Origin of the sequence: Mesorhizobium sp. M0862 (genome assembly GCF_040319795.1) — a bacterium.
Taxonomy (GTDB): domain Bacteria; phylum Pseudomonadota; class Alphaproteobacteria; order Rhizobiales; family Rhizobiaceae; genus Mesorhizobium.
The window spans coordinates 238,199-262,685 of record NZ_JAMYOJ010000004.1 but is presented as its reverse complement, the minus strand read 5'-3'; the positions used below and the strand labels follow the sequence as shown (position 1 = coordinate 262,685).

24 protein-coding genes are annotated in these 24,487 nt (G+C 61.9%); 14 read left to right on the top strand and 10 right to left on the bottom strand.

The features are described 5' to 3' along the window. Positions 1-116: 116 nt before the first annotated feature. The gene (gene uxuA, locus NKI15_RS08355) at positions 117-1,301 is read right to left on the bottom strand and encodes a mannonate dehydratase (RefSeq protein ID WP_023704654.1); all 1,185 of its coding nucleotides are present in this window, start codon (positions 1,299-1,301) and stop codon (positions 117-119) included. 83 nt (positions 1,302-1,384) lie between these two features. Here uxuA and NKI15_RS08350 point away from each other — a divergent pair, with 83 nt between their 5' ends. Then, on the top strand, positions 1,385-2,170 hold the full coding sequence (locus NKI15_RS08350; protein ID WP_023681201.1) for an SDR family NAD(P)-dependent oxidoreductase: 786 nt from the start codon (positions 1,385-1,387) through the stop codon (positions 2,168-2,170). Between the two features lie 49 nt (positions 2,171-2,219). On the opposite strand, the gene NKI15_RS08345 is transcribed toward NKI15_RS08350, so the two are convergent. Then, positions 2,220-3,056, bottom strand: a complete 837-nt coding sequence (locus NKI15_RS08345; RefSeq protein ID WP_023681200.1) for an amidohydrolase family protein — start codon at positions 3,054-3,056, stop codon at positions 2,220-2,222. Between the two features lie 68 nt (positions 3,057-3,124). After that, positions 3,125-4,654, bottom strand: a complete 1,530-nt coding sequence (locus NKI15_RS08340) for an MDR family MFS transporter (RefSeq protein WP_050587667.1) — start codon at positions 4,652-4,654, stop codon at positions 3,125-3,127. A gap of 117 nt (positions 4,655-4,771) precedes the next feature. Here NKI15_RS08340 and NKI15_RS08335 point away from each other — a divergent pair, with 117 nt between their 5' ends. Beyond that, positions 4,772-5,410, top strand: coding sequence for a MarR family winged helix-turn-helix transcriptional regulator (locus NKI15_RS08335; RefSeq protein ID WP_023704652.1), 639 nt, complete (start codon positions 4,772-4,774; stop codon positions 5,408-5,410). 74 nt (positions 5,411-5,484) lie between these two features. On the opposite strand, the gene NKI15_RS08330 is transcribed toward NKI15_RS08335, so the two are convergent. From NKI15_RS08330 to NKI15_RS08310, 5 genes are read right to left on the bottom strand one after another with little or no spacing between them, the layout of a single operon-like run. Continuing rightward, the gene (locus NKI15_RS08330) at positions 5,485-6,687 is read right to left on the bottom strand and encodes a mandelate racemase/muconate lactonizing enzyme family protein (RefSeq protein ID WP_023748098.1); all 1,203 of its coding nucleotides are present in this window, start codon (positions 6,685-6,687) and stop codon (positions 5,485-5,487) included. An 8-nt stretch (positions 6,688-6,695) separates the two neighbouring features. Next, complete coding sequence (locus tag NKI15_RS08325; RefSeq protein ID WP_023748097.1) at positions 6,696-7,022, bottom strand: NIPSNAP family protein; 327 nt, start codon at positions 7,020-7,022, stop codon at positions 6,696-6,698. A 47-nt stretch (positions 7,023-7,069) separates the two neighbouring features. Beyond that, positions 7,070-8,428: a mandelate racemase/muconate lactonizing enzyme family protein gene (locus NKI15_RS08320; protein WP_023748096.1), complete on the bottom strand. Its 1,359-nt coding sequence runs from the start codon at positions 8,426-8,428 to the stop codon at positions 7,070-7,072. A gap of 56 nt (positions 8,429-8,484) precedes the next feature. Continuing rightward, positions 8,485-9,651 (bottom strand): mandelate racemase/muconate lactonizing enzyme family protein, encoded by a 1,167-nt coding sequence (locus NKI15_RS08315; RefSeq protein WP_023748095.1) that lies wholly within the window; start codon positions 9,649-9,651, stop codon positions 8,485-8,487. Positions 9,652-9,704: 53 nt separating this feature from the next. Beyond that, on the bottom strand, positions 9,705-10,415 hold the full coding sequence (locus NKI15_RS08310; RefSeq protein WP_023748094.1) for a GntR family transcriptional regulator: 711 nt from the start codon (positions 10,413-10,415) through the stop codon (positions 9,705-9,707). Between the two features lie 206 nt (positions 10,416-10,621). Here NKI15_RS08310 and NKI15_RS08305 point away from each other — a divergent pair, with 206 nt between their 5' ends. From NKI15_RS08305 to NKI15_RS08280, 6 genes are all read left to right on the top strand, one after another. Then, on the top strand, positions 10,622-12,100 hold the full coding sequence (locus NKI15_RS08305) for an ABC transporter substrate-binding protein (RefSeq protein ID WP_031243165.1): 1,479 nt from the start codon (positions 10,622-10,624) through the stop codon (positions 12,098-12,100). 80 nt (positions 12,101-12,180) lie between these two features. Then, positions 12,181-13,140 (top strand): carbohydrate ABC transporter permease, encoded by a 960-nt coding sequence (locus NKI15_RS08300; RefSeq protein WP_023704648.1) that lies wholly within the window; start codon positions 12,181-12,183, stop codon positions 13,138-13,140. Further along, positions 13,137-14,027 (top strand): carbohydrate ABC transporter permease, encoded by an 891-nt coding sequence (locus NKI15_RS08295; RefSeq protein WP_023714612.1) that lies wholly within the window; start codon positions 13,137-13,139, stop codon positions 14,025-14,027. The genes NKI15_RS08300 and NKI15_RS08295 overlap by 4 nt, the downstream gene beginning before the upstream one ends. Positions 14,028-14,151: 124 nt before the next feature. After that, positions 14,152-15,249 (top strand): ABC transporter ATP-binding protein, encoded by a 1,098-nt coding sequence (locus NKI15_RS08290; protein WP_023739523.1) that lies wholly within the window; start codon positions 14,152-14,154, stop codon positions 15,247-15,249. A 31-nt stretch (positions 15,250-15,280) separates the two neighbouring features. Continuing rightward, positions 15,281-16,444: a mandelate racemase/muconate lactonizing enzyme family protein gene (locus NKI15_RS08285; RefSeq protein ID WP_023748090.1), complete on the top strand. Its 1,164-nt coding sequence runs from the start codon at positions 15,281-15,283 to the stop codon at positions 16,442-16,444. A gap of 23 nt (positions 16,445-16,467) precedes the next feature. Beyond that, positions 16,468-17,211: a ribonuclease activity regulator RraA gene (locus NKI15_RS08280; protein WP_023712169.1), complete on the top strand. Its 744-nt coding sequence runs from the start codon at positions 16,468-16,470 to the stop codon at positions 17,209-17,211. A gap of 73 nt (positions 17,212-17,284) precedes the next feature. On the opposite strand, the gene NKI15_RS08275 is transcribed toward NKI15_RS08280, so the two are convergent. Together NKI15_RS08275 and NKI15_RS08270 are read right to left on the bottom strand one after the other, a co-directional pair. Continuing rightward, positions 17,285-18,421, bottom strand: a complete 1,137-nt coding sequence (locus NKI15_RS08275; protein ID WP_245271886.1) for a DUF930 domain-containing protein — start codon at positions 18,419-18,421, stop codon at positions 17,285-17,287. Positions 18,422-18,523: 102 nt separating this feature from the next. Beyond that, a complete protein-coding gene (locus tag NKI15_RS08270) occupies positions 18,524-18,679 on the bottom strand; it encodes a YjiS-like domain-containing protein (RefSeq protein ID WP_352513814.1) in 156 nt (51 codons plus the stop codon). 237 nt (positions 18,680-18,916) lie between these two features. Here NKI15_RS08270 and NKI15_RS08265 point away from each other — a divergent pair, with 237 nt between their 5' ends. From NKI15_RS08265 to NKI15_RS08240, 6 genes are all read left to right on the top strand, one after another. Beyond that, positions 18,917-19,786 carry a LysR family transcriptional regulator gene (locus tag NKI15_RS08265; protein ID WP_352513815.1) on the top strand — a complete coding sequence of 290 codons (870 nt, stop codon included), beginning with the start codon at positions 18,917-18,919 and terminating at the stop codon, positions 19,784-19,786. A gap of 229 nt (positions 19,787-20,015) precedes the next feature. Further along, the gene (ftsZ, locus tag NKI15_RS08260) at positions 20,016-20,996 is read left to right on the top strand and encodes a cell division protein FtsZ (RefSeq protein ID WP_023712173.1); all 981 of its coding nucleotides are present in this window, start codon (positions 20,016-20,018) and stop codon (positions 20,994-20,996) included. Between the two features lie 452 nt (positions 20,997-21,448). Continuing rightward, entirely contained in the window at positions 21,449-22,090 is a 642-nt protein-coding gene (locus NKI15_RS08255; protein ID WP_352513816.1) for a hypothetical protein, read from the top strand. Positions 22,091-22,273: 183 nt separating this feature from the next. Next, positions 22,274-23,245 carry an SDR family oxidoreductase gene (locus NKI15_RS08250; protein ID WP_023687856.1) on the top strand — a complete coding sequence of 324 codons (972 nt, stop codon included), beginning with the start codon at positions 22,274-22,276 and terminating at the stop codon, positions 23,243-23,245. A 269-nt stretch (positions 23,246-23,514) separates the two neighbouring features. Further along, positions 23,515-23,832 (top strand): hypothetical protein, encoded by a 318-nt coding sequence (locus NKI15_RS08245; RefSeq protein WP_023687854.1) that lies wholly within the window; start codon positions 23,515-23,517, stop codon positions 23,830-23,832. A 142-nt stretch (positions 23,833-23,974) separates the two neighbouring features. Then, on the top strand, positions 23,975-24,403 hold the full coding sequence (locus NKI15_RS08240) for a GFA family protein (protein ID WP_081731301.1): 429 nt from the start codon (positions 23,975-23,977) through the stop codon (positions 24,401-24,403). The last annotated feature ends 84 nt before the right edge of the window (positions 24,404-24,487 follow it).

The window sequence follows — 24,487 nt, the reverse complement described above, 5'->3', positions numbered from 1 at the left end:
CATTGTCAGCTTTCTGTCAACCTGGCAATCGGAGGTGTCTTGCGTCCGCGCCGGCCGCATTATCTACAGCGACGCACGCTGAGCCGGCGTCGGCATTGAACGCAGTCGTTGCCCCTTCAAGCCAGCCCAAACGTTTCCACGGCCCGCATGATGCCGCGCAATTCGGCCAAGCCCTTCAGGCGGCCGATCAGCGAGTAGCCGGGATTGATCCTTGTCTTGCCGATATCGTCGGCGAGCAGGTGGCCATGGTCCGGCCGCATCGGGATTTGCCAGTCGGCGCGGCCCTCCTTGCGGCGGCGCGCCTCCTCCTGCATCAGCGCCAGGATGACATGCGCCATGTCGGTGCCGCCTTCGAGATGCTCGGCCTCGTAGAACGAGCCGTCATCCTCGATGGTGATGTTGCGCAAATGGGCGAAGTGGATGCGGTCGGCGAATTCCTTGACCATGGCGACGATGTCGTTGTCGGCGCGCGTGCCGTAGGACCCGGTGCAGAACGTCAGCCCATTGGCCTGGCTGTCGACGGCATTGAGAATGAAACGCGCATCCTCGGCGGTCGAAACGACGCGCGGCAGGCCGTAGAGCGAAAACGGCGGATCGTCGGGGTGGATACACATGCGCACCCCCTCCTCTTCCGCCACCGGAATGATCTCGCGCAGGAACCACGCGAGGTTGTCGCGCAACTCCTTCGGCCCGATCCCGTCATAGTCCGCAAGCGCCTCGCGAAAACTGTCGCGGTCATACTTGCGCTCTGTAGCCGGCAGGCCGGCGATCAGATTGCGCTCGATCTGGTCGATCTTCTCGGGCGGCAATTCCTTCAGCCGCGCTTCCGCCTGCGCAATACGCGCCGGCGTGTAGCTGTCAGCTCCGTTCTTGCGCTTCAGCACGAACAGATCGTAGGCGGCGAAATCAACGGCATCAAAACGCAGGGCGTAGCCTGTCGTCGGCAGACGGCAGGCTAGATCGGTGCGGGTCCAGTCCACCACCGGCATGAAATTGTAGCAGATCGTGGCGATGCCGGCCTTGGCCAGCGCGCGGATCGAATCGCGGTAATAGCCGGCATAGCGCTCGCGTTCCTGCGCGCCGATCTTGAAGGAATTGTGGACCGGAATGCTCTCGACGACCGACCAGGTCAGTCCTGCTTCCTGGATAATGCGCTTGCGCTCCAGCACTTCGGCCTCAGGCCACGCCCGGCCGTCATAGATATGGTGGAGCGCCGAGACCACGCCGGTGGCGCCCGCCTGCTTGACATGATCGAGCGTCACCGGATCATCGGGCCCATACCAGCGCCAGCATTGTTCCATTTTCGGCTTTCCTTCTGCGAGAGGTTGGCAACTTATTGTTGGACCTCGATGGGAGTCGATAGAAAATGGAAGAGTTTTTAGAAATGATGGATTTCGACGGCAAGGTCGCCCTGGTGACGGGGACGACCGGCATTGGCCTGGCAACCGCCAGACGCCTTGCGGCCGGTGGCGCCGCAATCATCGCCTGCGGCATCGACCGCAGCGCCAATGCGGCGATGAAAGCGCAACTGGAAAGCGCTGGAGCTGCGGTGCTGGTCATCGAAACCGATGTGTCCATCTCCGACCAGGTGCGCGACGCGGTGGCGGCTGGCGTCGCAAGGTTCGGCGGCCTTGATGTCATCGTCAATTCAGCCGCCGTCCATCCCTATGGCACGGCGACGACCACCGACTGGGAAACCTGGAACCGAACGATGACGGTCAATGTCGGCTCGATCTACCTGACCGCGCATTTCGGCATTCCGGAAATGATCAAGCGCGGAGGCGGCGCCATCGTCAACGTCGCCTCGGTGCAGGGCTTTGCCTGCCAGCAGAACGTCGCCGCCTATGCCACGACCAAGGGCGCCATCCACACGCTGACGCGCTCGCTGGCGCTCGACTACGCGGCATCAGGCATCCGCGTCAATTCGGTCAGCCCGGGCTCGATCCGCACGCCGATCCTGGAGAAGGCTGCGCGCGGTGACGGCGGCAGCGATGCCGATGTCGAAGAGGCCTACAAGCGCTTCGGCGCGGCGCATCCGCTCGGCCGTATCGGTGAACCGGAGGAAGTGGCGGAACTCATCGCCTTCCTGTGCTCGTCGAAGGCCGGTTTCTGCACCGGCGCGGACTACAGGATCGATGGCGGCCTGACGGCAGGTATTGGCGTGAAGTAGCGCTATCATGGCGTTCTGCGCGCTTGCAGGCAATCGGTGTCCGACCGCGCTACAGCTTCCACATCCGCTTGGCATTGCCCGACAGCAGTTTCGTTCTCTCCTCAGGACTTGCTCCAGCGATCAACGCATGCGTCGCCGCCACCCAGGTCGCAAGGCCACCGCCAAGCGTGCACACCGGCCAGTCGCTGCCCCACACGACGCGGTCCCAGCCGAAGCAGCCGATCGTGTGCTCGACATAGGGGCGCAAGGTCTCGACTGTCCATGAGCCGGCATCGGCATAGGCGACGACGCCGGAGATCTTGCCGATGACATTGGGACGCCGCGCGATCTCACTCATATGCTCGCGCCACGGATGTTCCGCACTGGCCTTGATGTCGGGCACGCCGCAATGGTCGAGCACGAACTGCACATCCGGCGCCAGATCGGCGAGCGCAACCGCCCTTGGAATCTGATGCGGCAGGACGACGAAGTCGAAGGTCAGGCCTGTGCCGGCAAGCCGCTTGATGTTTTCGCGAAACAGCGCGCTGTCCGAAAGCTCGTCCGGCATGACATGCAGCACGCGGCGGAACCCCTTGACGAAGGGATCGGCTTGCTGGCGCTCGAGATAGGCGGCGAAGCCGGCCTCCTCCGGACGGCAGGAGGCGATCGCCCCGCGCAACAGCGTGCCCTTTTCCAGCGACTGCGCCTTCACATGGCTGGTCTCGGCCTGGATGTCGGCTTCATCGACGTCGACCTCCATATGCAGCGCGGCCTCGATGCCGGCGCGGCGGGCCTGGATCGCATATTCTGCGTGCGGGAAATCGCGGTTGAGCGCCGGCTCGCGGCTGAGCCAGGGATAGCGCAGCGCCGACAGGTCGATCAGGTGCAGATGAGTGTCGATGATCATGGCTGTCCTCCTCGGTGATTTCAGATCATCGCCAAATGCCTAAACCCAGCGCATGGACATACTCTGGCTCAGCCCCGCTTCGGGATCTCTTTGTCCTCGAGCAGCAGCGTCAGCCCCATGGCCACGAAATAGAGCGCCGCCACCCAGATGAACATCACGTTGAAGCCACTGGAGTAATGGTCGAGCACCACTTCGCGGATCGCGCCCGGCAGGCTCGATGCGAGGTGCGGCGTCAACCCGTTCAGGCCACCCGGCAGCAGGGCGGCGGCGTCTGCAGGAAGCTCGGCTGTCTGCCGGTTCAGCGCCCAGATCATCACCGCGCCGTTCAGCGCCAGTCCGAGCGATGCTCCGAGCGTCCGCGCCTGGGTGATCAGCGATGTCACCGCGCCGATATCCTGCAGCGGTGCTGCCGCCTGGATCGCCACGATCAGCACCTGGAACTGCAGACCCATGCTGATGCCGAACACTGCCATCATCGTCGCCAGCACCCAGATCGACGTGTGCTGGTTGGTGAGGACGAAGCCCAGCATCAGAAACCCGCCAATACCCATGGCGACCACCGGCATCCATTTGTAGCGGCCGGTTGCCGCGATCACCCGCCCGGCCACGATCGAGATGACCATCGATGTCAGCGACGCCGGCAGGAACAGGAAGCCGACTTCGGCCGGGCTGAGACCCGTCAGCGTCTGCATGTAGAGGGCGAAATAGAAGAACATGCCCAGCGTCACCGTTCCGGCGACCAGCGACACGCCCGAGACGATGCTGACCGTCGAATTGCCGAACAGCCGCAGAGGTACGATCGGCTCTTCGGCCCGCCGCTCGACCATGACGAACAAGGTGATGGCGCCTAGTGCCAGCAGCGGCAGCGCGAAGGTGATGAGGTCCGGTCCGCTGGGGTCGAGCACGTGGTAGCCCCAATAAACAATCGCCGTCGTGCCGGTGGCGAGCAGCGCGCCGCCGAGATAGTCGATGCGGTGCCGTTTTTCGTTGAACCGGCTGCGCATGGCGAAGGCCAGCACAGCCAGCACGATGATCCCTATCGGCAGATTGACCAGGAACACCCAGCGCCAGCCGAACAGGCCGGTGATGTAGCCGCCGGCCAACGGGCCGAGCACTGATGACAGCGCGAACACCGCCGAACTGTAGCCCTGGTATTTCGCGCGGTCGCGCGGCGAAAACAGTTCGCCGATCATGGCGAAGGCCGAGACCATCAAGCCGCCACCGCCGATGCCCTGCAGCACGCGCGCGGCGATCAGGCTCTCCATCGACCAAGCCATGCCGCAGACCAGCGAGCCCACCAGGAACAAGCCGATCGCCGTCAGCACGACATTCTTGCGGCCATACATGTCGCCAAGCTTGCCGTAGAATGGCGAGACCGCGGCGGTCGAGAGCAGGTAGGCGGCACCGACCCAGCCAAACAAATGCAGATTGCCGAGTTCGCCGGCAATGGTGGGCAAGGCGGTGACGACGATCTGCATGTCGATGGTGGCCATGAACATGGCGACCAACGCGCCGAAATAGACGATCAAGGTCGTAAGGTCGGGCCTGGCTTGGGCCTCCACGGGCCGCGCATCCGGCAGCGTCTGCTCGACAGTCATCGGTGTCTCCGTAACTTGGGGCGCGATTTATGTGCCCGCAACCAGGAGGTGTCAACCAGATATGTGCGCGTAGCATATAATTGACATCTACATATAATCTTGCTAACGCGCTATGGGATGAGCAGCAACGCATCGGGCAGTCCGGACCGATTTCCAGCCCTGTTCCAGACGCGCGGCGACCGGGATCTCGCCGATCTGGCGCGCGGCAGCGGCCTGTCCGAACCGGCGGCCGAGGCCGTGGCCGCCATCGATGCGGTAATGAGCAAGGTGCGTCGCTCTATCCAGCGCCGCAACTTCGGCCGCATGATCCTGGCGCGCGTAGACCCTTCGCTGGAAGTGAGCCATCTCGATGCGATCGGCGCCATCGCGAACAATCCGGTTTTCAGCGATAACCAGCAGGACGAGGTGACGGTTGGCGTCATCGCCGAGCGCCTCGAGATCGACCCGTCGCGCGCCAGCCGCATCTCTGCCGACCTCGTCGAGCGCGGCTATGCGTGCCGTGTCGCATCGCAACGCGATGCCCGGCGCATCTGCCTCAAACTCACCGCCAAGGGCGAGCGCTTGGTGGCGGCGGTGCGCCAGACCAAATGGCGGATTTTCGCCGGCTCACTGGCACAATGGGATGAGCAGGACCTGGTAACGTTCGCCACCTTGCTGGAACGCTTCGCCGGTTGGACCATGGACGAAACCGGGATGAAAAGATCTGCCGACGCCGTCAAGCAGTTGATGGACGAGATGCTGCCCGAAACGAAATAGGCGGCACCGCGTGGACGCTAACCCATGTATGCGAGCCCTTCGATAGCCCTTGCCGCTCAGGTCGCGTCGGATCGTTATCGGTCGAAGAAACCGGCGTCCTCTTCCGCAAGGTACTTCTTCGCTGCTTCGGCATCGATGTCGACACCCAGTCCCGGCGCTTCGAGCAGGTCGATCATGGAGTCCTTCACGATCTGCCCCTTGGGCAGGCCGATGACGATGTCCTCCCACCACGGGTCGGAGGCGCTGGGATATTCGAAGGCGATGTAGTTGGCCGGCAGCGTGGCGCAGACATTGATCAGCGCGCCGAGGCCCAGCAGGCCGTTCGCCGTGCCGTGCGGCGCCATCATGATGGAGTGCATATAGGCGTGTTCCGCCACCCATTTGAGCTCGGCGATGCCGCCGATATCGGCGGGGTCCGGACCGATGACACGGACCGCCTGGGTCTCGATCAGTTCCTTGAAGTTATGGCGCAGGTAGATCTGCTCGCCGGTGTGGATGGGGGTGGACGTCGATGTGGTGAGTTCGCGGTAGGCCTGCGGATTGACCCACGGCACGTAGTCGCCGGTCAACATGTCCTCCAGCCACATCAGATTGTATTTTTCCACCGCCTGCGCGAAGCGGATGGCGTCCGGCAGGAACCAGCCGGGGCCGCAATCCAGCGCCAGCGAGACCTTGTCGCCGAGCACCTCCTTCATGGCGATGACGCAGTCGATCATATGCGCCATGCCGCGCTCGCTGATCTGCCCCTGGTCCATCGCGCCGTGATAGGTCGGCGGCTGGCGCACGCCGTAGTGGAAGTCGGGCACGGTGGTCTTCATGTTGGAATGGAAGGAGATGCCCTGCTTGACCATGAAGAAACCTTCCGGCCGCTCCATCATCCATTTGACGTCGGCCGCGTAATCCTCCGGCCTGTCGCCGGTGCGCTTCTTGCGGATGGAGCCGTTGTAGACCCGCACCTTGTCGCGCACCTTGCCGCCGAGCAGCTTGTAGACCGGGACGCCGGCGGCCTTGCCGGCGATGTCCCACAGCGCGTGCTCGATGGCGCTGACGGCGGCGCCGTAGGGCTTGAACGAGCCGCGCTGGCGGATCTTCAGCATGCAACGTTCCACATCGGTCGGGTCCTCGCCGATCAGCGCGTCGCGGAAATGCAGCACCCAAGGTTTCAGATAAGGCTTGGTGTACTCGACCTCGCCGAGGCCATACAGGCCCTCGTCGGTAACGATGCGCACGATGGGGTGCCTGCCGATGACGGCGCACCTGAGATCGGTGATCTTCATGATGTCCTCTATTTCACCGACGAGAAGGCGGTTGGCGCGAGAAACTGGCTGGAAATATTGGCCAGGATCGGGCCATCGCGCTCGGACTCGTCGCGGACCTTGAGCCATGCCGGATCGGTGGTGAAGGCCTTCCATCTCACTTCGCGTTCGGCAAGGGATTCCCAGGCGACGAAATAGGTCAGTCGATTGCTGTTTTCGCCGACCACCGTGGTGAAGAACCCGGCTTGGCGGATGCCGTGTCTATCCCACAGCGCCAAGGTATGGTCGTTGAAACGCTTGAGCAGCGCCGGCAGCTGGCCCGGCACGCAGTCGTAAATGCGAAGTTCGTAGATCATGGTCCATCCTTCTGTTCACCTCTCCCTCCGAGGAGAGAAGTGTAGAGTCAGCTCCAGGTGCGGTCCCAGGAATATTCGTCGTCCCAGTGATCGGTCGGTTGCCAGATGCCGGTGACGCCGGGCTGCAGGTGCTGGCTGATCACTTCGTCGACGATGTCGTCGATGCCCAGACCAGGCTTGTCGGGCACGGTGATGAAGCCGTCCTTGACCAGCGGCTTGGGCAGGCCGGTGACGATATCGTCCCACCAGTCGACTTCGACGCTGTGATATTCGAGCGCCATGAAGTTTTCCGTCGCCACCGCGACATGCGCGGCGGCCATTGCCGCGATCGGGCTTTCCGCCATGTGAATGGCCATGGCGACGCCATGCTCCTGCGCCGCGTCGCCGATCTTCTTGGTCTCGAGAATGCCGCCGGTGGTCAGCAGATCCGGATGGATGACCGAGATGCCGGCGTTGAGCAGCGGCTCGAAGCCTTCCTTGAGGTAGATGTCCTCACCCGTGCAGATCGGCACCGAGGTCGCCTGCTGCAACTGCCGATACTGCTCGGTGTACTGCCAGGGGATCACGTCCTCGAGCCAGGCCGGTGCGTATTTCTCGATCCGCCGGGCCAGACGGATGCCGTCCTGCAGCGAGATGTGGCCGACATGGTCGATGGCGAGCGGGACCTCGTAGCCGATCACCTCGCGGACCTCGTGGATATATCGATCGAGCAGGTCGAGGCCCTTTTCGGTGAAATGGAGGCCGGTGAAGGGATGCGGCACGTTCTGCGCATCATAGGCGGCGTTGCGCGCCCGGCGCTCGTCCAGCGTGCGTGCCGGGCCGCGAGCGGCATGGCTGCGGAAACCGTCGAGCACGCCGGCCGGCGCCACCACTGCGCCCGGGATATGGGAGATCTGCGCCAGCCCGAGGTCCATCTTGAGGAAGGTGAAACCGAGATCCATCCGCGCCTTGAGCCGCTTTCCGGTCTCCGTGCCGCTGGGCTTGTCCGCATCGGTGTCGCAATAGACACGCACCTTGTCGCGAAACCGCCCGCCCAGCATCTGGTAGATCGGCACGCCGTACGCCTTGCCGGCGAGGTCCCAAAGCGCGATCTCGACTGCCGAGACGCCGCCACCTTGCCGTCCATGGCCACCAAATTGCTTGATGCGCCGGAACAGCCGGTCGACGTCGCAAGGGTTCTCGCCCAGCAACCGGCTCTTCAGCATCAGCGCATAGGTCGCGCTGGCGCCGTCGCGCACTTCGCCCAGGCCGACAATGCCCTGGTTGGTGTAGATCTTGATCAGCGCGGAGGTGAACGGTGCGCCGACGATCTCGGCGACGCGCAGGTCGGTGATGCGCAGGTCGCTCGGCCTGGAGTTCGTATTTGCCCGATTGAGCGCCTCGCCGGCGCTACCCGTCTTTGCCATGGCTGATCCTCGTTCTGATTGGTGGCGCCCCGCACGCCCGGCCGGCACAAGCGTTGCTAGCCAAGCTCTATCTCGTGGGCCTGCAGGTAGTCGCGGTTCATCTCGACGCCCAGGCCCGGCTTCGACGTGAGCTTGAGACTGCCGTTCGAAACCTCGAGCGGTCTGTCGATCAGGTGATTGTATTTATCGAGGTTCCACTCCGACGTTTCGAGCTTGTAGAAGTTGGGAACCGTCATCATCACCTGCGCTCCCGCAACCACGTTGATCGGTCCCGCGGCGTCATGGGGCGAGACCGGGATATAGTAGGCTTCGCACAGGGCGGAAATCTTCTTCAGTTCGGTAATGCCGCCGGTCCAGGTAACGTCCGGCATGATGTAGTCCGCAAGCCTGTTCTCGAGCACGGGCACGAAATCCCACTTGGTGTGGCCGCGCTCGCCCCACGAGATGGCGGCGCTGACCTTCTCACGCACCTGCTTGAGGGCATTGAGGCTCTCGGGCGGGCAAGGCTCCTCGAACCAGTCGATCTGGCCGGCTTCCTCGAGGCTCCGGCAGAGGCGAATGGCGGTGGGCACATCGAAGCGGCCATGCGCATCGATCAGAATGTCGACATCGGGCCCCGCCGTTTCGCGGATCAGGGCCGTGAGTTCGGCGGCCTCGCGCTCGTCCTTGCGGGTCATGCTGCCATCCAGGTAGCCGTCCCGCTGTTCGCGCGCCACGCCATCGGCGGTGCGACCCTGGTGGGGGAAAGGATCGAACTTCAGCCCGGTGTGTCCGGATTCGACGATGTCTCGAATTTCGCGGACCACAGCCTCCTTGCTGGTAAACTTGGCCTGGTTGGGGTGGGTATAGAGCGCGATTTCATCGCGTACCGGACCGCCCAGCAGCTCGTAGATCGGCTTGCCGAGAACTTTGCCGCGAATGTCCCAGAGCGCTATGTCGATAGCGCTCACGCATTCGACAGCGGCGCCGCGGCTGCCCATATAGGTGAAGCTGCGGAAAATCTTGTGCCAGAGATGCTCGATGCGCGCCGGATCCTCGCCTGTGACGGCAACACCGATCTGCCGCAGGATCGTGCAGAGCGCGCGGTTGGCGAGCCTTGTGGTGGTGGTGATTTCCCCCCAGCCACTCACCCCTTCGTCGGTCGTCACCTCGACGAACAGGAACTCTCCCCAATAGGAAGCATCGGACTTGATCAGCCACGGCCGAACGCTCGTGATTTTCATCTCTCAACTACCTCTGTCTGATGGCTGGACCAATGATGTTCTGGGCTGGAATTCTATCCGGCCCGAGCGGCATTGCGCGCACGCATCTGTTCGAGAACGTGCCGGCCGGAGCCCTCGACATGGCGGGCAATGAGTTCGGCGGCCTCGTCGGCATTTCCCGCTTTGATATGCGCGATGAGCTCGCGGTGTTCACGCATGATGGCGGCCCGCCGCGCGAGCGTGAAATTGAAACGGCGGCTCACGGCCCGCAGCACTTCGCGATGCTTCCACCAAAGCTCGGCGGCATGGCGGTTGTAGTGACGCTGGTACATTACGGTGTGGAAGGCGGTATCCAGTTCACTGTGCCGCAATGTGTCGGTGAAGTTGTTCTCTTCGATCAGAGCCTGGATGCGTTCGAGTTCGGCGATGTCCTCGCTGGTCGCCATGTTCACGAACCATCGCGTCAGGGCCGGCTCGATTAGGACTCCGATCTCGTAGATATCCCGGACGAAATCCTGATCGATGGGTCGGACGCGGGCGCCACGGTTGGCGACAAAGGTGACGAAGCCCTCCCCTCGCAACAGCTGCAGCGCCTCGCGTACGGGGTTGGTCGAGGTGCCGTGACGCCGGGCGAGATCGGTGACCACAAGCCGTTCGTTGGCGGCGAGCCGTCCCTCGATGATGTCTTCCCGGATCAGCTCATAAAGCGAGGCGCCCTCGCTGGACGCCGCGATGGGATCAATCCCCGCGGGTGGCTCTGCTTTGAAATCGCTTGTTTCGGCCAAAGCCGGCTCCCCCGATTAGTACATCATTTAGCCCGATATCATACACGGGTTTCGCAAACAATGTACGATCGGGTGCGTTGACAGGCAATCCACGATCTGAAAACGTACCAGATGATCGAAGGGATACATTGAGCAGAAGGACGCATCCCGCACGGTCGGACGAGCCCCTTGGCGCATAGCGGCATGGGAGAATCTGGGAGGATACTATGACGAGGATTACACTCGGCGGTGCCGTCCTGCGCGGCACTGTAGCCACTGCTTTGATGGCGTCGCTGATGTCGGGATCGGCATTGGGTGCGCCGCCGGTCGATTTGAGCAAGTGGTCGCCGGAGTATGTGCGCTCCATCGCCGGCACACAGAATTTCGACACGGCCGCCGATTGCGGCAAGGTCACCCCGCTCGACTACAAGGGGCGACTGACGTTCTGGTATCAGGGCGTGTTCGAGGGCGACCCCGACCTGCTGCGTCAGTACTACAAGGATTTCTTCGAGACGTTCCGCAAGACCTATCCGAACATCCAGCTCGAGGATCAGGCCCTCACCTACAACGACCTTCTCGACAAATTCCGCACGGCGCTGCTGGGCAACGCCGCGCCGATGGCGGTCCGCCTGCAAATCCTGGGCGGAACCGAGTTCGCCTCGAAGGGTTATCTGCAGCCGCTCAAGCCGGAAGATGTGGGCTATCCCACAGAGGATTTCTGGCCCGGCGCCATGAAGGCGGTAACCTGGGATGGCGTGACCTACGGCATTCCCACCAACAATGAGACGATGGCGTTCATCTGGAACGCCGACATTTTCAAGCGTGCGGGCCTCGATCCGGACAAGGCTCCGGCGACCTGGGACGACGTCGTCAAATATTCCAAGCAGATCCATGACAAGCTCGGCATTGCCGGCTACGGCCTCGTGGCGCGAAAGAACGCCGGCAACACGCCGTACCGCTTCATGCCGCAGCTATGGGCCTATGGCGGCGGTGTCTTCGACGAAGCCTCCGCGAACCCGACCTATAAGGAGGTCGAGCTCAATAGCCCGCAGAGCAAGGCGGCGTTGCAAGCCTCCTACGACATGTATGTTCGCGACAAGTCGGTTCCGGTTTCGGCCCTCACCAACCAGCAGGCCGATAACCAGCCCCTGTTCGTCGCCGGCCAACTCGGCATGATGGTCTCGCACCCGTCCGACTATAACGTCATGCTCGACCTGCAGAAGAAGGCAACGGGCGCCGACAAGGACAAGGCGCAGACTGTCATCGACAACATGCGCTATGGCCTGATTCCGACCGGCCCCGACGGCAAGCGGGCCGTCGTGTTTGGTGGCTCGAACATTCACATCCTGAAGCCCGAATATGTCGAGGGCGGCAAGGTGGACGAGCCGGCCGCAAAGGCCATCATCTGCATGTGGACGAGCCCTGAATGGTCGTTGAAGATGGCGTATGCCGGCTCGAACCCGGGCAACCTCAACGGCTTCAAGACCAAATGGATGAAGGAACGTCTGGACAACATCAAGTTCCTCGATGTCACCACCTCGATGTTGCCATACGGCATTCCGTTCCCGGCGCTGCCGCAATCGCCCGAGATCATGAATATCATCGTCCCGGACATGCTGCAGAACGCCCTGACCGGAGCGATGACCGTCGACCAGGCTGCCGACGATGCGGCCGAGAAGGTGAAAAACCTGATGGACGGACTCTAGTCCGGGCCTGACCTGCGATCCGACCGGCTGTGCCGACATGCGTGCAGCCGGTTTGCTCCTAACAACAAGGGCACGCCATCGTGACGATCGTGACCGGCAAGGCCGAGGCTCGCCGAAGATTGCAACCCGGTAGCTCCGGCATGCTGCGGAATATCTGGGAGCATCGCGCCGACTACGCATACGTGCTTCCAGCGATCGCCGTGATGCTCATCGTCATCGCCTATCCGATCTACTACACGGTCGAGCTGTCGTTCTTTAAGACGCCGCCTGGCCTGCAGCTCCGCGACAAGACCTTCATCGGATTGGACAACTACACGGCCATCCTCACCAGTCAGGTGTTCTGGAAAGTCACCTTGAACACCCTGATCTGGACGATCGCATCTACCTTCGTTGCCTTTGCCTTGGGATTTGCCGCCGCGCTGGCCCTCCACCGCGAGTTTATCGGCCGGGGTGTCCTGCGCGCTATCCTGATCATTCCCTGGGTCATCAGCGCGGTTGCCGCCTCCTATATCTGGAAGTGGATCTACCATTCGGACTTCGGCATCATCGGCGCGGTGCTGGTCGGCCTCGGATTGGCTGACCGGCCGCCGAACTTCATCGACAACGTCAGCACGGTGCTGCCCTCCTTGATCGTCGTCAATATCTGGCGCGAGTTTCCGTTTGCCATGATCATGATGATGGCCGGTTTGCAGACGGTCCCCGACCAGTTGCTGCGCGCCGCGGAAGTCGACGGGGCCAATGCATGGCAGCGTTTCTGGCACGTCACCTTCCCGCATCTGCGCAACGTCTCGACGGTGACGATCCTGCTGCTCGCAGTGGCCAATTTCAATTCCTTCATCATCCCGTGGATCATGACCGGTGGCGGGCCGTCGAACGCTTCGCACATCTGGATCACCCACATTTATGAGCTCGCCTTCGGCCGGCAGCGATGGGGCGTCGCATCGGCCTATTCGGTACTCCTGTTCCTCATGCTGATGGTGCTGGGCTACTTCTACGTCCGTGCGCTGGCCGGCAACGAGCGCAAAGAGGGGAGCGCATGAGCACGATCGTCGAGACAGTCCCTCGACGTCCGGCCCGGCGCCGCATGCGCATCGACGGATGGCGTTGGGCCGGGCGCATCTTCCTCGTGTTCATGCTGCTTTACACCGCGTTGCCGATGATCTGGATGCTGATCACCTCGATCAAGTCCGGCTTCGCGGCGATGCAGTTCCCGCCGCAATGGTGGCCGGAAGAGCCTACCCTGGCCAGCTACCAGAAGCTGCTCGATCCGCAAAACAGCGTCGGTCAGGACTTCCTGCGTTTTTTCTGGAACAGCCTCTACGTGTCGACGGTCACCACAATCCTTTCGGTGATCGTGGCCGTTCCTGCGGCCTACGCCTTTTCGCGCTTTCGTTTCCCCGGTCGAAACTTCCTGTTCTTCACCGTGCTTTTGCGCAACATGTTCCCGGCGGTGATCTTTCTCGTGCCGCTCTTCATCCTGATGCGCGCGATCGGGCTGGTGAACACGCATGGCTCGCTCATTCTCACCTATCTCACCTTCGGCCTGCCGCTGGCGATCTGGCTGCTCAAGGGCTTTTACGACAACATTCCGGTGCAGCTCGAGCAGGCGGCGCGGATCGATGGGGCGACCCGGTTCCAGGCCTTCATCCTGATCGTGATGCCTCTGTCGACGCCCGGTATCATCGCCACCGCGATCTATTCCTTCATTGGCGCCTGGAACGAGTACATCTATGCCTACACCTTCCTTTCCAAGAACGAGCAGTTGACCCTGCCGGTCGGCATACAGCGTTTCTTCTCGGAGAATACGACGGACTTTCCGGGCCTGATGGCGGCCAGCTTCATGATGAGCGTGCCCGTCGTGGTGCTGTTCCTCCTCCTGCAACGATACTTCGTACGCGCCCTTACAGAAGGCGCGGTCAAACACTAGAGCCGGATGATTTCAGGTCTGTTCGACCTGAAATCTGAATCCGCCTCTAAATCAAAGAGATAGAGCATGATGTCGTCCGAAAACCGCTTCACACTTTTCGGCATCATGCCGTAGGGAGTTGCCGATGGCCCACGTGGTCCTGAGAGATCTCGTCAAGACCTATGGCGGCTTCAAGGCTGTCAACGACGTTTCGCTGACGGTCAATGACGGCGAGTTCGTTGCGCTCGTCGGCCCTTCGGGCTGCGGCAAGACAACCACGCTCAATCTTGTCGCGGGATTGATCCCGGTCACATCGGGCGACATCGTCATCGGCGACCGCGTGGTCAACGACCTCGACCCCAAGGACCGGGACATCGCGATGGTGTTCCAGAACTACGCGCTCTACCCGCAGAAATCGGTCTACAAGAACCTGGCGTTCCCGCTGCAGATGCGCAAGCTGCCCAGGGACGAGATCGACAGGAAGGTCAAGGAAGCGGCGCGCGTGCTCGACATGACGCACCTGCTCGAGCGCAAGCCGCGCGAACTTTCAGGCGGGCAGCAGCAACGTGTCGCCTTGGGGCGCGCCCTCGTCCGCGACCCTGCCGTTTTCCTCATGGACGAGCCGCTCTCCAACCTCGACGCCAAACTGCGCGTCCAGATGCGCTCGGAGATCAAGCGCTTCCACCAGGACCTCAAGGCGACCATCATCTATGTCACGCACGACCAGCTCGAAGCCGTGACCATGGCCGACAAGATGGCGGTGATGAACGGCGGCTACCTGTTGCAATACGATTCTCCGGCGCAGGTCTTTGCCCATCCGGTGAACATGTTCGTCGCCAGCTTCATCGGCAGCCCGGCGATGAGCCTTGTTCCACTGGAGGCATCGACAGCAAACGGCAACACTGCGTTGACCGGCGCGGAGGGCTGGAGCCTTGAGCTCTCGCCGCTCAACGCCCGGAAGGTTGCGAAGGCAACGTCGAGGAAAGTCGTGCTCGGCGCACGTCACTCGACCATCAGGCTCCACAAGAGCGCGGTGCCAGGCAGCGTCCCGGCCAGGGCCTATACAGTGGAGCCGACCGGAGACGTCACCTTCGTGCAGGCGTTGCTGTCAGGCGCCATCGTCAACATCAGCGTGTCCCCCAACATCGCCGTCGCACCTGACGAGCAGATCTGGCTCGAGTTCGACCAGGAGCGGCTGCATCTGTTCGATGGCGAAACTGAACTGGCCCTCAAGGCCGGCTGAGACAAGACGGGGTTCATTGGGAACGTTGGGGATGACTGAAAAGCTTAAGATCACCGCGATCAAACCCTATCCTGTATGGGTTGGAACGCGTAATCAGATGCTCGTCAAGATCGAGACCGACCAAGGCGTCTTCGGCTGGGGCGAGAGCGGCTTGAGCGGGCGCGAAAAGGCCGTTGCCGGCGCGGTCGAGCATTATCGCGAATTTCTCATCGGCCGCGATCCTACGCAGATCGGGCGGATCTGGCAGGAGGCATATCGCAGCCAGTACTTCGAAGGCGGGCGCGTTCTGCAGGCGGCGATCTCCGCCATCGACATCGCCCTGCACGACATCAAGGGCAAGGCGCTGGGGGTGCCGGTCTACGAACTGCTGGGCGGCAAGCAGCGCGATCGCATCCCCACCTTCGCCTCGACCGGAGACGAGGCCGAGGGCGATGCCGCCGTCGAACGAGCCCGGGAGCTGCGCGCACGGGGGTGGCAGGCGATCCGCTTCTTCCCCGCAGGGCAAAGCAGCAGGGACATCTTCGAACCCCGCGAGTCGATCGGCGCTACCGCAAGCATGCTGAAGAAGGCGCGCGAGGCGCTGGGCGACGACGTCGTCCTCGGCATCGACTATCATCATCGGCTGTCGGTGGCAGAGGCGGCGAGCTTCTGCAACAAGCTCGGCCGCGGCGTGCTTGATTTTCTCGAGGAGCCGATCCGCGACGAGACACCTGAAGCCTACGAATCCCTGCGCAGGATGACCGACATTCCCTTTGCCATCGGCGAGGAATTTGCCAGCAAGTGGCAGTTCCTGCCCTACATCGAGCGCGGCATCCATCAGTTCAACCGTCTCGATGTCTGCAATGTGGGCGGGCTCACCGAGGCGATGAAAGTCGCCGGCTGGAGCGAGGCGCACTATGTCGACCTGATGCCGCACAATCCGCTTGGTCCGGTGTGCACGGCCGCGACCCTGCATCTCGCCGCCGCCGTACCCAACTTCGCGTGGCTCGAGACCAGGGAACCCGAGACGAAGCTGGGCTTCGACAATTCCGACTTCTTCCCCGTGCAGCCACGGCTCGACGGTGCCGACTATCCGGTCAGCGACCTGCCGGGCCTCGGCGTCGAGGTCAACGAAGCGGCGGTCCAGGCGGAGGCTTTTCGTTTCTGGGAAGCGCCTCACCTCAGGCGCCGGGACGGGTCTGTTACGAACTGGTAGTTCCATCTCAACCGGAGTCCACGATGACGCATATCCCTGACATCACGCGACCGCCCAAAGACCTCATTGACGCCCTGAGGGAAATCGGCGCCGCGACGGTCGCCGGCACGCTTGGCCATATGGGTTTCCGCAATCCTCACATGGTCGGTCCGGTGGCGCAGAACCATGGGAAGTCGATCGTCGGGCCGGCGCTGACGCTGCAGTTCCTGCCGCAGCGGCCGGACCTCTTCAGCGAGGGAGAATACGCCGACCCGGAAACGCAACTGCACCGGCACGTGCTCTATCACGCGCAGGAAGGCGATGTGGTCGTCGTCGACGCGCGCGGTGACATGAGCTCGGGCGTCTTCGGCGATATGATGTCGACCTATTTCAAGGGCAGAGGCGGCGCGGGCATCGTCATCGACGGCTGCATGCGCGACCGGCCCAATGTCGAGAAGCTCGATCTGCCCCTATGGCTGCGCGGCTGGACGCCCAACTACCATGTGCAAACCAGCATCTATCCGAACGCCGTCAACGTTCCGATCGCCTGCGGCGGTGTCACAGTGATCCCCGGCGACATCATAGTGGCGGACGACGACGGGGCGGTTGTGCTTCCCGTCGCAATGGCCGCAAAGGTGATCGAGGAATCCCAGAAGCATCACGATTGGGAAGAGTTCTCGCGAGAGAAGCTGATGCAGGGCGCACCGCTGCAGCGATACTATCCGCTGCATGACGATGCCCGCGGCGAATATGAGGAGTGGCGCAAAGCCAATCGCCCGGCGGATTGAAGCAGGCATTCAAGACGATCCATATGTGCGGTGAAACTTGATGTGCGCCCCGACAGACTACTGGGAAGCCGTCTCAGCCGGGACCGCGCCGCCGACGAACGTCCCGATCAAGAAAGGCGCTTTCGTCGGGCGAGGCGGCGGCTCCGACACGGAAGGCGAACGACGTGACCCGCGTCGCATTGATGTCGATACCGCATCGGAAGCTCAGATGGTACCATGTCGTTGCCGTCCGGAAAGCGGTGTCGGGGGCGTCAAGAACATTGCCGGCCTTAAGCGGAATGCTTGGGATCAATTGGGGAGAATAAGAGGCGTCGTTCAACTCTTGCTCCAGAACGCTGGCGCAAAGTCTGGCGGCCCGTTGATCGCGAGGCACGTCGGCCATCGAGTTCGTTGCGAACACATCACCGGTGGCGCCTTGCGAAAAGAGTTTGCGAACGCCCGGAAGGCCCGAATATGGCCGCGGTGTAGCCGCGGCCACGTCCGTGGAGTTTGGCTCTTCGGTGATTCCGCGTCCTGACTTCGTAGCCTTTGCGGGGCGGGGTTTCGGCACGTTTTCGGGTTTGGTCCGAGGCGCCTGAGCCGACGCGGGAAGCTCGATCTCACCGTCGTCCCCAGGGGCAGCCAAAGGCATTGCGGCCGCGGATGCCTGTTTGTCAGAGGGTGGGGTCGCAGCCTCCTGTTTGTCCGCTTCCGGCTTCTCATTAGTCTTGGCTGACTCTGTCGGCTCTCCGGCGTCTGGCGCTGGGGCGGGTTTACTCTCCGCATCCTTTGGCGCAACAGCCGACTGTGGCTCGTTATCCTTGGCCGGCGATGGCACATTGTCTTGAGCGCTGCCTCCATTTAAGGATTTTTTGGGGCCAGTGTCTTTGTCGCCGAACTGAAAAACAGGCTTCAGGACCTCGATTGGCGGCAGCTTTTCCGGTGCCGGCTTTTCAACCTTCTGCTCCGGCGGCTTTTCGGGTTGCGGTGGACGCGGCGCGGGAGCGGGTTTCGGCTTTGGCGGTTCGGGCGGCGGCACGAGCGCGACGTTCACCGCTTGCTCCTCCTGCGGCTGCTGGGCAGGAACGGGCAGGCCATAGACCAGGAACGCGGTGATGAGCGCATGCAGGACCAGCGATGCGGGCAAGGCCCACAGCAAAGTCCGCCGCCGCTCGGATATATCGGTCTTCATCCTCACGATGTGGAGCGAAACTGCGGCCGCATCAAGCATGGCGGCCGTATTGGCGCATTCTAGCCGCAGCTCAGCAGTGAGGAGACGACGCCTGATTGCTTCTCGCCGCCGGCTCCATTCTCTGCATGCCCGCCTCCAATCTCAGCGACGCAGGCTGGCGTCGCGGGCACGCTCGCGGATCTCTTCGCGAGAAAGGCCCGCATCCGCCAATATGCTGTCTGGAAGCCGCCTCAAGCTCGCAATCGTCTGGCGATAGGCAAGCCATCGGGCGAAACGGTGTCGAAGTGCATGCAACATGATCGTCTCCTTGGTGAGCGAAATACCTCACGCTCTTGAGTTGGTCGAAAACGCAAAGCAATCGCGCAAAGCGTATGCACGATCGAACGGATTGGGCTGACTTCCTGGCCACCGAGGCGTGCCTGTCATTTTCCTGCCAGGGCAGGATTATCCAACGCCTCCAATGGCTGCATACTTGCGCATGATGTCCGCTTCGCGCTACAGCCACGGTCGCAAGGAGTTTTTCATTTCTGCAAAATGGATATTGGCTGGGACGATCTGAGGTTGTTTCTCGACGTTGCGCGGCTGGGTGGCCTGAGCGCGGCGACGGCAACCACGCGCCTCAGCGCAGCCACACTCGGACGACGCGTCACCGCGCTCGAAAAGCAGATCGGCGAAGCGCTGTTCGTACGTCAGCAGACCGGCTACCGACTAACCCCGGTCGGTGAAGAACTGCTGCGGCGCGCCGAAGACGTCGAAGCAGCAATGCAGTCGCTAACCCGCTGGCGCGAGGGAAACCTGCCCGACCGCATTGTCCGCGTCTCGGCCGGGCCTTGGACCTCGGCCTTCGTTTCGGCCCACATCGGCGAAATCTGGACCGTCGATGACGGCATCAGGGTGGAACTCGTCACCACCACCGACCGGGTCGACATCGGTCGCCGCGCCGCCGATATCGGCATCCGCAGCGAGCGCCCAACCGACCAGTGGCTGGCCGGCCGCCAGAGCGGCAAGGTCGCCTATGCCATCTATTCCGGACGCCACCTGATCAACGGCATCGCCGCCGGCTTGTTCGTCGGCGTCACCGGCGAAGGGGCAAACATTGCCTCGGCGCGCTGGCTGCAAGCCCATCACGGCGATCGCATCGCCGTGCGCGGCAACAACACCCATTCAGTGCGCGAACTGGTGGCCGCCGGCGCCGGCCTTTCCGTCTTTCCGTGCTTTGTCGGTGACAGCGATCCGCGGCTGGTTCGCGTCGCTCAGCCTATCCCCGAACTCGAAACCGACCAGTGGATCGTCACCCATCATGAGGAACGCCACTCCCCGCCGGTACGAAAGGTTGCCGACCGGATTGCCGCCCTGATGCGGGCCCATCAGCCACTGTTTGGCGGCAAGATGCCGATCCGGTAAGCCTCAGGCGTCGATCGGCCGAGCGAATTCCGGAACATCGGACTGGAGACCCATTCAAAACGTCGGTTCGTGCAGGCGTATATGGTACAAGTCCCACATCTTGTCTTGCCGCAAAGTTCACCCTCTGATTCCCTGTGCCAAGGCGATAGAACCTGATTCTTGCACCTGGCGTGTTCAAGCGGCGCGTTCCGGAAACCTTTTGTCGACCAATTCCAAGGAGAACAAGACGATGAGCACCGCGGCAAGGCCCGTCATCTCTGAAATGCGACCGAAGATAACCGTTATTGGTGTCGGCGGTGGCGGCGGCAACGCGGTCAACAACATGATTGCCGAAAATCTGCAGGGGGCGGAGTTCATCGTCGCCAACACCGATGCCCAGGCACTGACCATGTCGAAAGCATCGCGGCTGATCCAGTTGGGTGCCCATGTCACGGAAGGCCTGGGCGCCGGGTCCCTGCCGGCGGTCGGCCGCGCGGCAGCCGAGGAATCGATCGACGAGATCAGGGACCACCTTGCGGGAACCCATATGTGCTTCGTGACGGCCGGCATGGGAGGCGGAACTGGAACCGGTGCCGCGCCCGTCATAGCGAACGCTGCACGGGCAGCCGGCATCCTGACCGTGGCCGTCGTCACCAAGCCGTTCACCTTCGAAGGGAAGCGCCGCATGCAAGCCGCCGAAGAGGGCATCGAGCAGCTTCGCGAATGCGCCGATACCGTGATCGTTATTCCGAACCAGAACCTCTTCAGGATCGCCGACGCAAAGACGACTTTCGCGGACGCCTTCGCCATGGCTGATCGCGTCCTTTATTCCGGCGTCGGCTGCATAACCGATCTCATCGTCAAGGAGGGGCTGATCAATCTCGACTTCGCTGACGTGAAGTCGGTGATGCGCGACATGGGCCGCGCAATGATGGGTACCGGGGAAGCCACGGGCGAGGACCGCGCCAGGAAGGCCGCCGAAGCGGCGATAGCAAACCCGCTTCTCGACGAAGCCTCGATGATCGGCGCCAAGGGCGTCCTGGTTTCGATCTCGGGCGGCATGGACATGACGCTGTTCGAAGTCGATGAGGCCGCCACCCGCATCCGCGAGGAGGTCGACGCCGACGCCGACATCATCGTCGGCGCCATATTCGACCGGGCACTCGCCGGAAAATTCAGGGTCTCAGTCGTGGCGACAGGATTGCGGCAGGGCCTGGCGATGCCGCAGTAAGCAGGATCCGGGCTGCTGATTTATGAGTGTGGTGGACCGTGGTCATGGGCTTCGCCACCGAAAAGTCGACCCGCAAGCCCGCACCAGTGAACTTGCCGGTGAATTCGCGTTGCCGGCCTAGAGACCGAATTTGTTTCGAGGCCGCTGCCACGAATGCGCGAACTCGCATCAGCGCCGCCGCGGAACCGCCCCCAACTGCAACCGCGCCGCGAATGCGCTTCGACCCGGATCCCCAACAGGAAGCCATACAGATTGACCACGGCAGACATTTCGCCTGCGATATGGCCAGCATCTGCTGACCACATGATCGGCCCTTTCTGATCGGTGATGCGGGCTCGCTGGATATGGCACAATAAAACCGGCATGGGTCAGACGTCGGCATCCAGTGGCGGCCAGCCTCGCAAGCACTATACCGAAGAAAAACACAGGTCTATCCGACAGGAGCATACTCCATGGCTGACACGTCGACACCCGATGCTTCGTTTCTCGCGGCCCTGACGACAGAGCATTTCGTGCAGCAGACAGCGATCAGCACGTCCATAAGTGAAATGGCGTCGCGAACGACCATCTACATTATGTCTCTGTCGAGCGCTCTGGTGGCAACGGGCTTTGTTACGCAGTCCTCCGAGTTCTTCCTGCCGTTTGTCGCGGTTGTGCTGCCATCGGTCTTTTTACTGGGTGCCTTTACCGTCTTGAGGTTGGTCGACATCGCCGCTGAGAACATGCAGGCCCATATCGGCATTGCCCGGATCAGAGCCTACTATCGAACTTTGGGCGACGAGGCTGCCTTCCAGTTTTCCAAGGAATTCGGTCGCTGGCCCGAAAATGACGCCGAACCTTCTCTTCGTACTGGGCCTCTCCTGGCCTACCTGACCACCGCAGCGACTATGATCGCATTCATAAATGCCATCGTCGCTGCGGCGGGCGTTACTCTGCTTGCGTTTCGTGTCGGTGCAGAACTATTGCTCGCGCTGTGTCTTGGTGCTGGAACAGCAATCGGCTTGATGACGATTTTCTATTTATACCAGCGCCTTCGGACGAAAGGCATGGTCCGCATTGCCAAACCCTATGGTTCTGAAAAAAGCGTGCTTTGAGCGGGTAATGAATGTGGTGTTTGTCTGAACGCCGCCGGCATGGCAGTTCCGATCTCATTGACGACCAATGCTCCACGCTCTTCACAGGCTGTTCGCAATGGCGAGCCCTTTCGGGATCGAGATATTTGCGCAAACTTTTTTGCCCGGCATGCGTTGTTCGTTCTCCGAGCACAGGAGAAAGCCATGCAGACTAAGTCGCAGACTTCAGCCGAAGCCGCCAAGCAACGCCATATCCAGCGTGGTATCGACGCCAAAGACGAGACGAAGAGCAATGGCAAAATGCAACAAGCGATGCAAGCCGGCGCTCGCAAATATCCCGAGCCACCTTTTCCCGAGCAGCATCAACCCAAACCGGGGCATGAATGGGCGATCGAGCCCGCTCCGCTCTACGATGCGCCTTACTACCTCGGATCGAAAAAACTCGATGACAAGGTAGCGCTTATCACGGGTGGTGATTCCGGCATCGGCCGTTCGGTGGCAGTCTTGTTCGCCCGCGAGGGCGCCGACATTGCGATCGTATACTTGAGTGAAGACAGGGACGCCGAAGCGACCAAAAACGCCGTCGAAAAGGAAGGCCGGCGTTGCATACTGATAAAAGCCGATGTCAGTGAACGCGAGCATTGCCGCAACGCCGTGGCGCTGACGGTCGAAAAATTCGGCAGGATCGACGTGCTGGTCAACAACGCCGCTTTCCAAATCCATTCCAGTGACTTCAACGACCTGACCGAGGAACATTTCGACACGACGCTGAAGACCAATCTTTACGGCTATTTTCATATGGCGCAGGAGAGCGTGCCGCACATGGAGCCGGGCTCCGCGATCATCAATACCGGTTCGGTGACCGGCATCGACGGTTCCAAGCAACTGGTTGACTATTCGATGACCAAGGGCGGCATTCATGCCTTCACGCGAGCGCTTTCGGGCAATCTGATCGGCAAGGGCATCCGGGTAAACGCGGTCGCGCCAGGTCCGGTGTGGACGCCGCTCAACCCTTCGGACAAGGAAGCCGACGACGTCTCGAAATTCGGCGCGGATACGCCGATGAAACGGCCAGCGCAACCGGAAGAACTTGCCCCGGCTTACGTGTTCCTCGCCTCGTCGCATTGCTCGAGTTACATCACGGGAGAGATCCTGCCGGTGGTCGGTGGCTACTGAGGTCGCGGAACGTATTTCATTGCATTGGGCTACCGAGTAGACGGCACGCGACGACGTCGTCTCCAGGGAGACGCTTGCCGTGCTCGGTCGCTTCAAGAAACGCGTGATCGGTGCCGTGGGCCGCCGCTGCACGGCACCCGCCACGGCTCCGGAGCAATAGCGCTCCGCGTTGGTCGAAATCCTCGCCCGCGTTTTCAGTTTTCTGAATTTCCGCTTGGAACTCTCCCGCCGGCATCCCGTTCAAACATCATTGAGCCAGGAGAACGACCATGCCACGAGGCGACAAATCGAAATACAGTGACAAACAGGAACGCAAAGCCGACCACATTGCCGCAGGCTATGAGAAGCGCGGTGTTTCCGAGAAGGAATCCGAGCGCCGGGCATGGGCGACCGTCAACAAGGACGATGGCGGCGGCAAGAAAGAAGGCGGCTCGGGTCGTGGTAAACACACCGGACACCCCGCGGCCCACAAGGGTGGGAAAAGCGGCGGCAAGGCATCGGCTTCACGGTCAGCCGCAAGCCGATCGGAATCGGCAAAGAAGGCAGCGGCAACACGCAAGCGGAATGCCGAGCACCATGCCCATTAACTGCCCCGCAACAGGTTCGGAACGCCATGAAACTCAAGCTCGCTGACCGCCTTCGCAACCGACAAGAGCATCGCCGACAAGAACATCGGCAGTGCCTCTTTGACTGCGATCGGAGCGTTCGGCGCCGCCTTGATCGATCTTGATGCGTGAGGTTGGCAAGCGCCTACCCGGCTCCTTGGCCATCAAGGGCGGATGTCTCTGTGGCAGGATCCGATTCAGCGCCGGGATCGAACCGAGGGTTCACTACTGCCACTGCGATATGTGCAGACGAGCGACCGGCAGCGCGTTTGCAGTTCTTGCCTGGATGCCCTGCCAAAGCCTGAGCTGGAATTCCGGAACGCCAACATATCGAAGGTCTTCGCCGATCGCGCAAAGAGGCTTCTGCCCAGAATGCGGGTCGCCGCTCAGCCTTTGCTACGACGCGTCGCCAACCGAGATCGCGCTGCACGTCGGTACCTTCGATGATCCGGCTCACCTGGTGCCTCGGTACAACTACGGTTCAGCGCAGCGCCTTGGTTGGGTGTGCTGCGGAATAGACCTACCGGACCGCGACACCGAGGAGCGCTGGTAGCGCCGCGAACGACCCAGATTGCCGATCAGGAATGCGGCCCTTGTCGCCGTGCCCCGAAAGTGCGGTCTCGATCTGCCCGGCCTG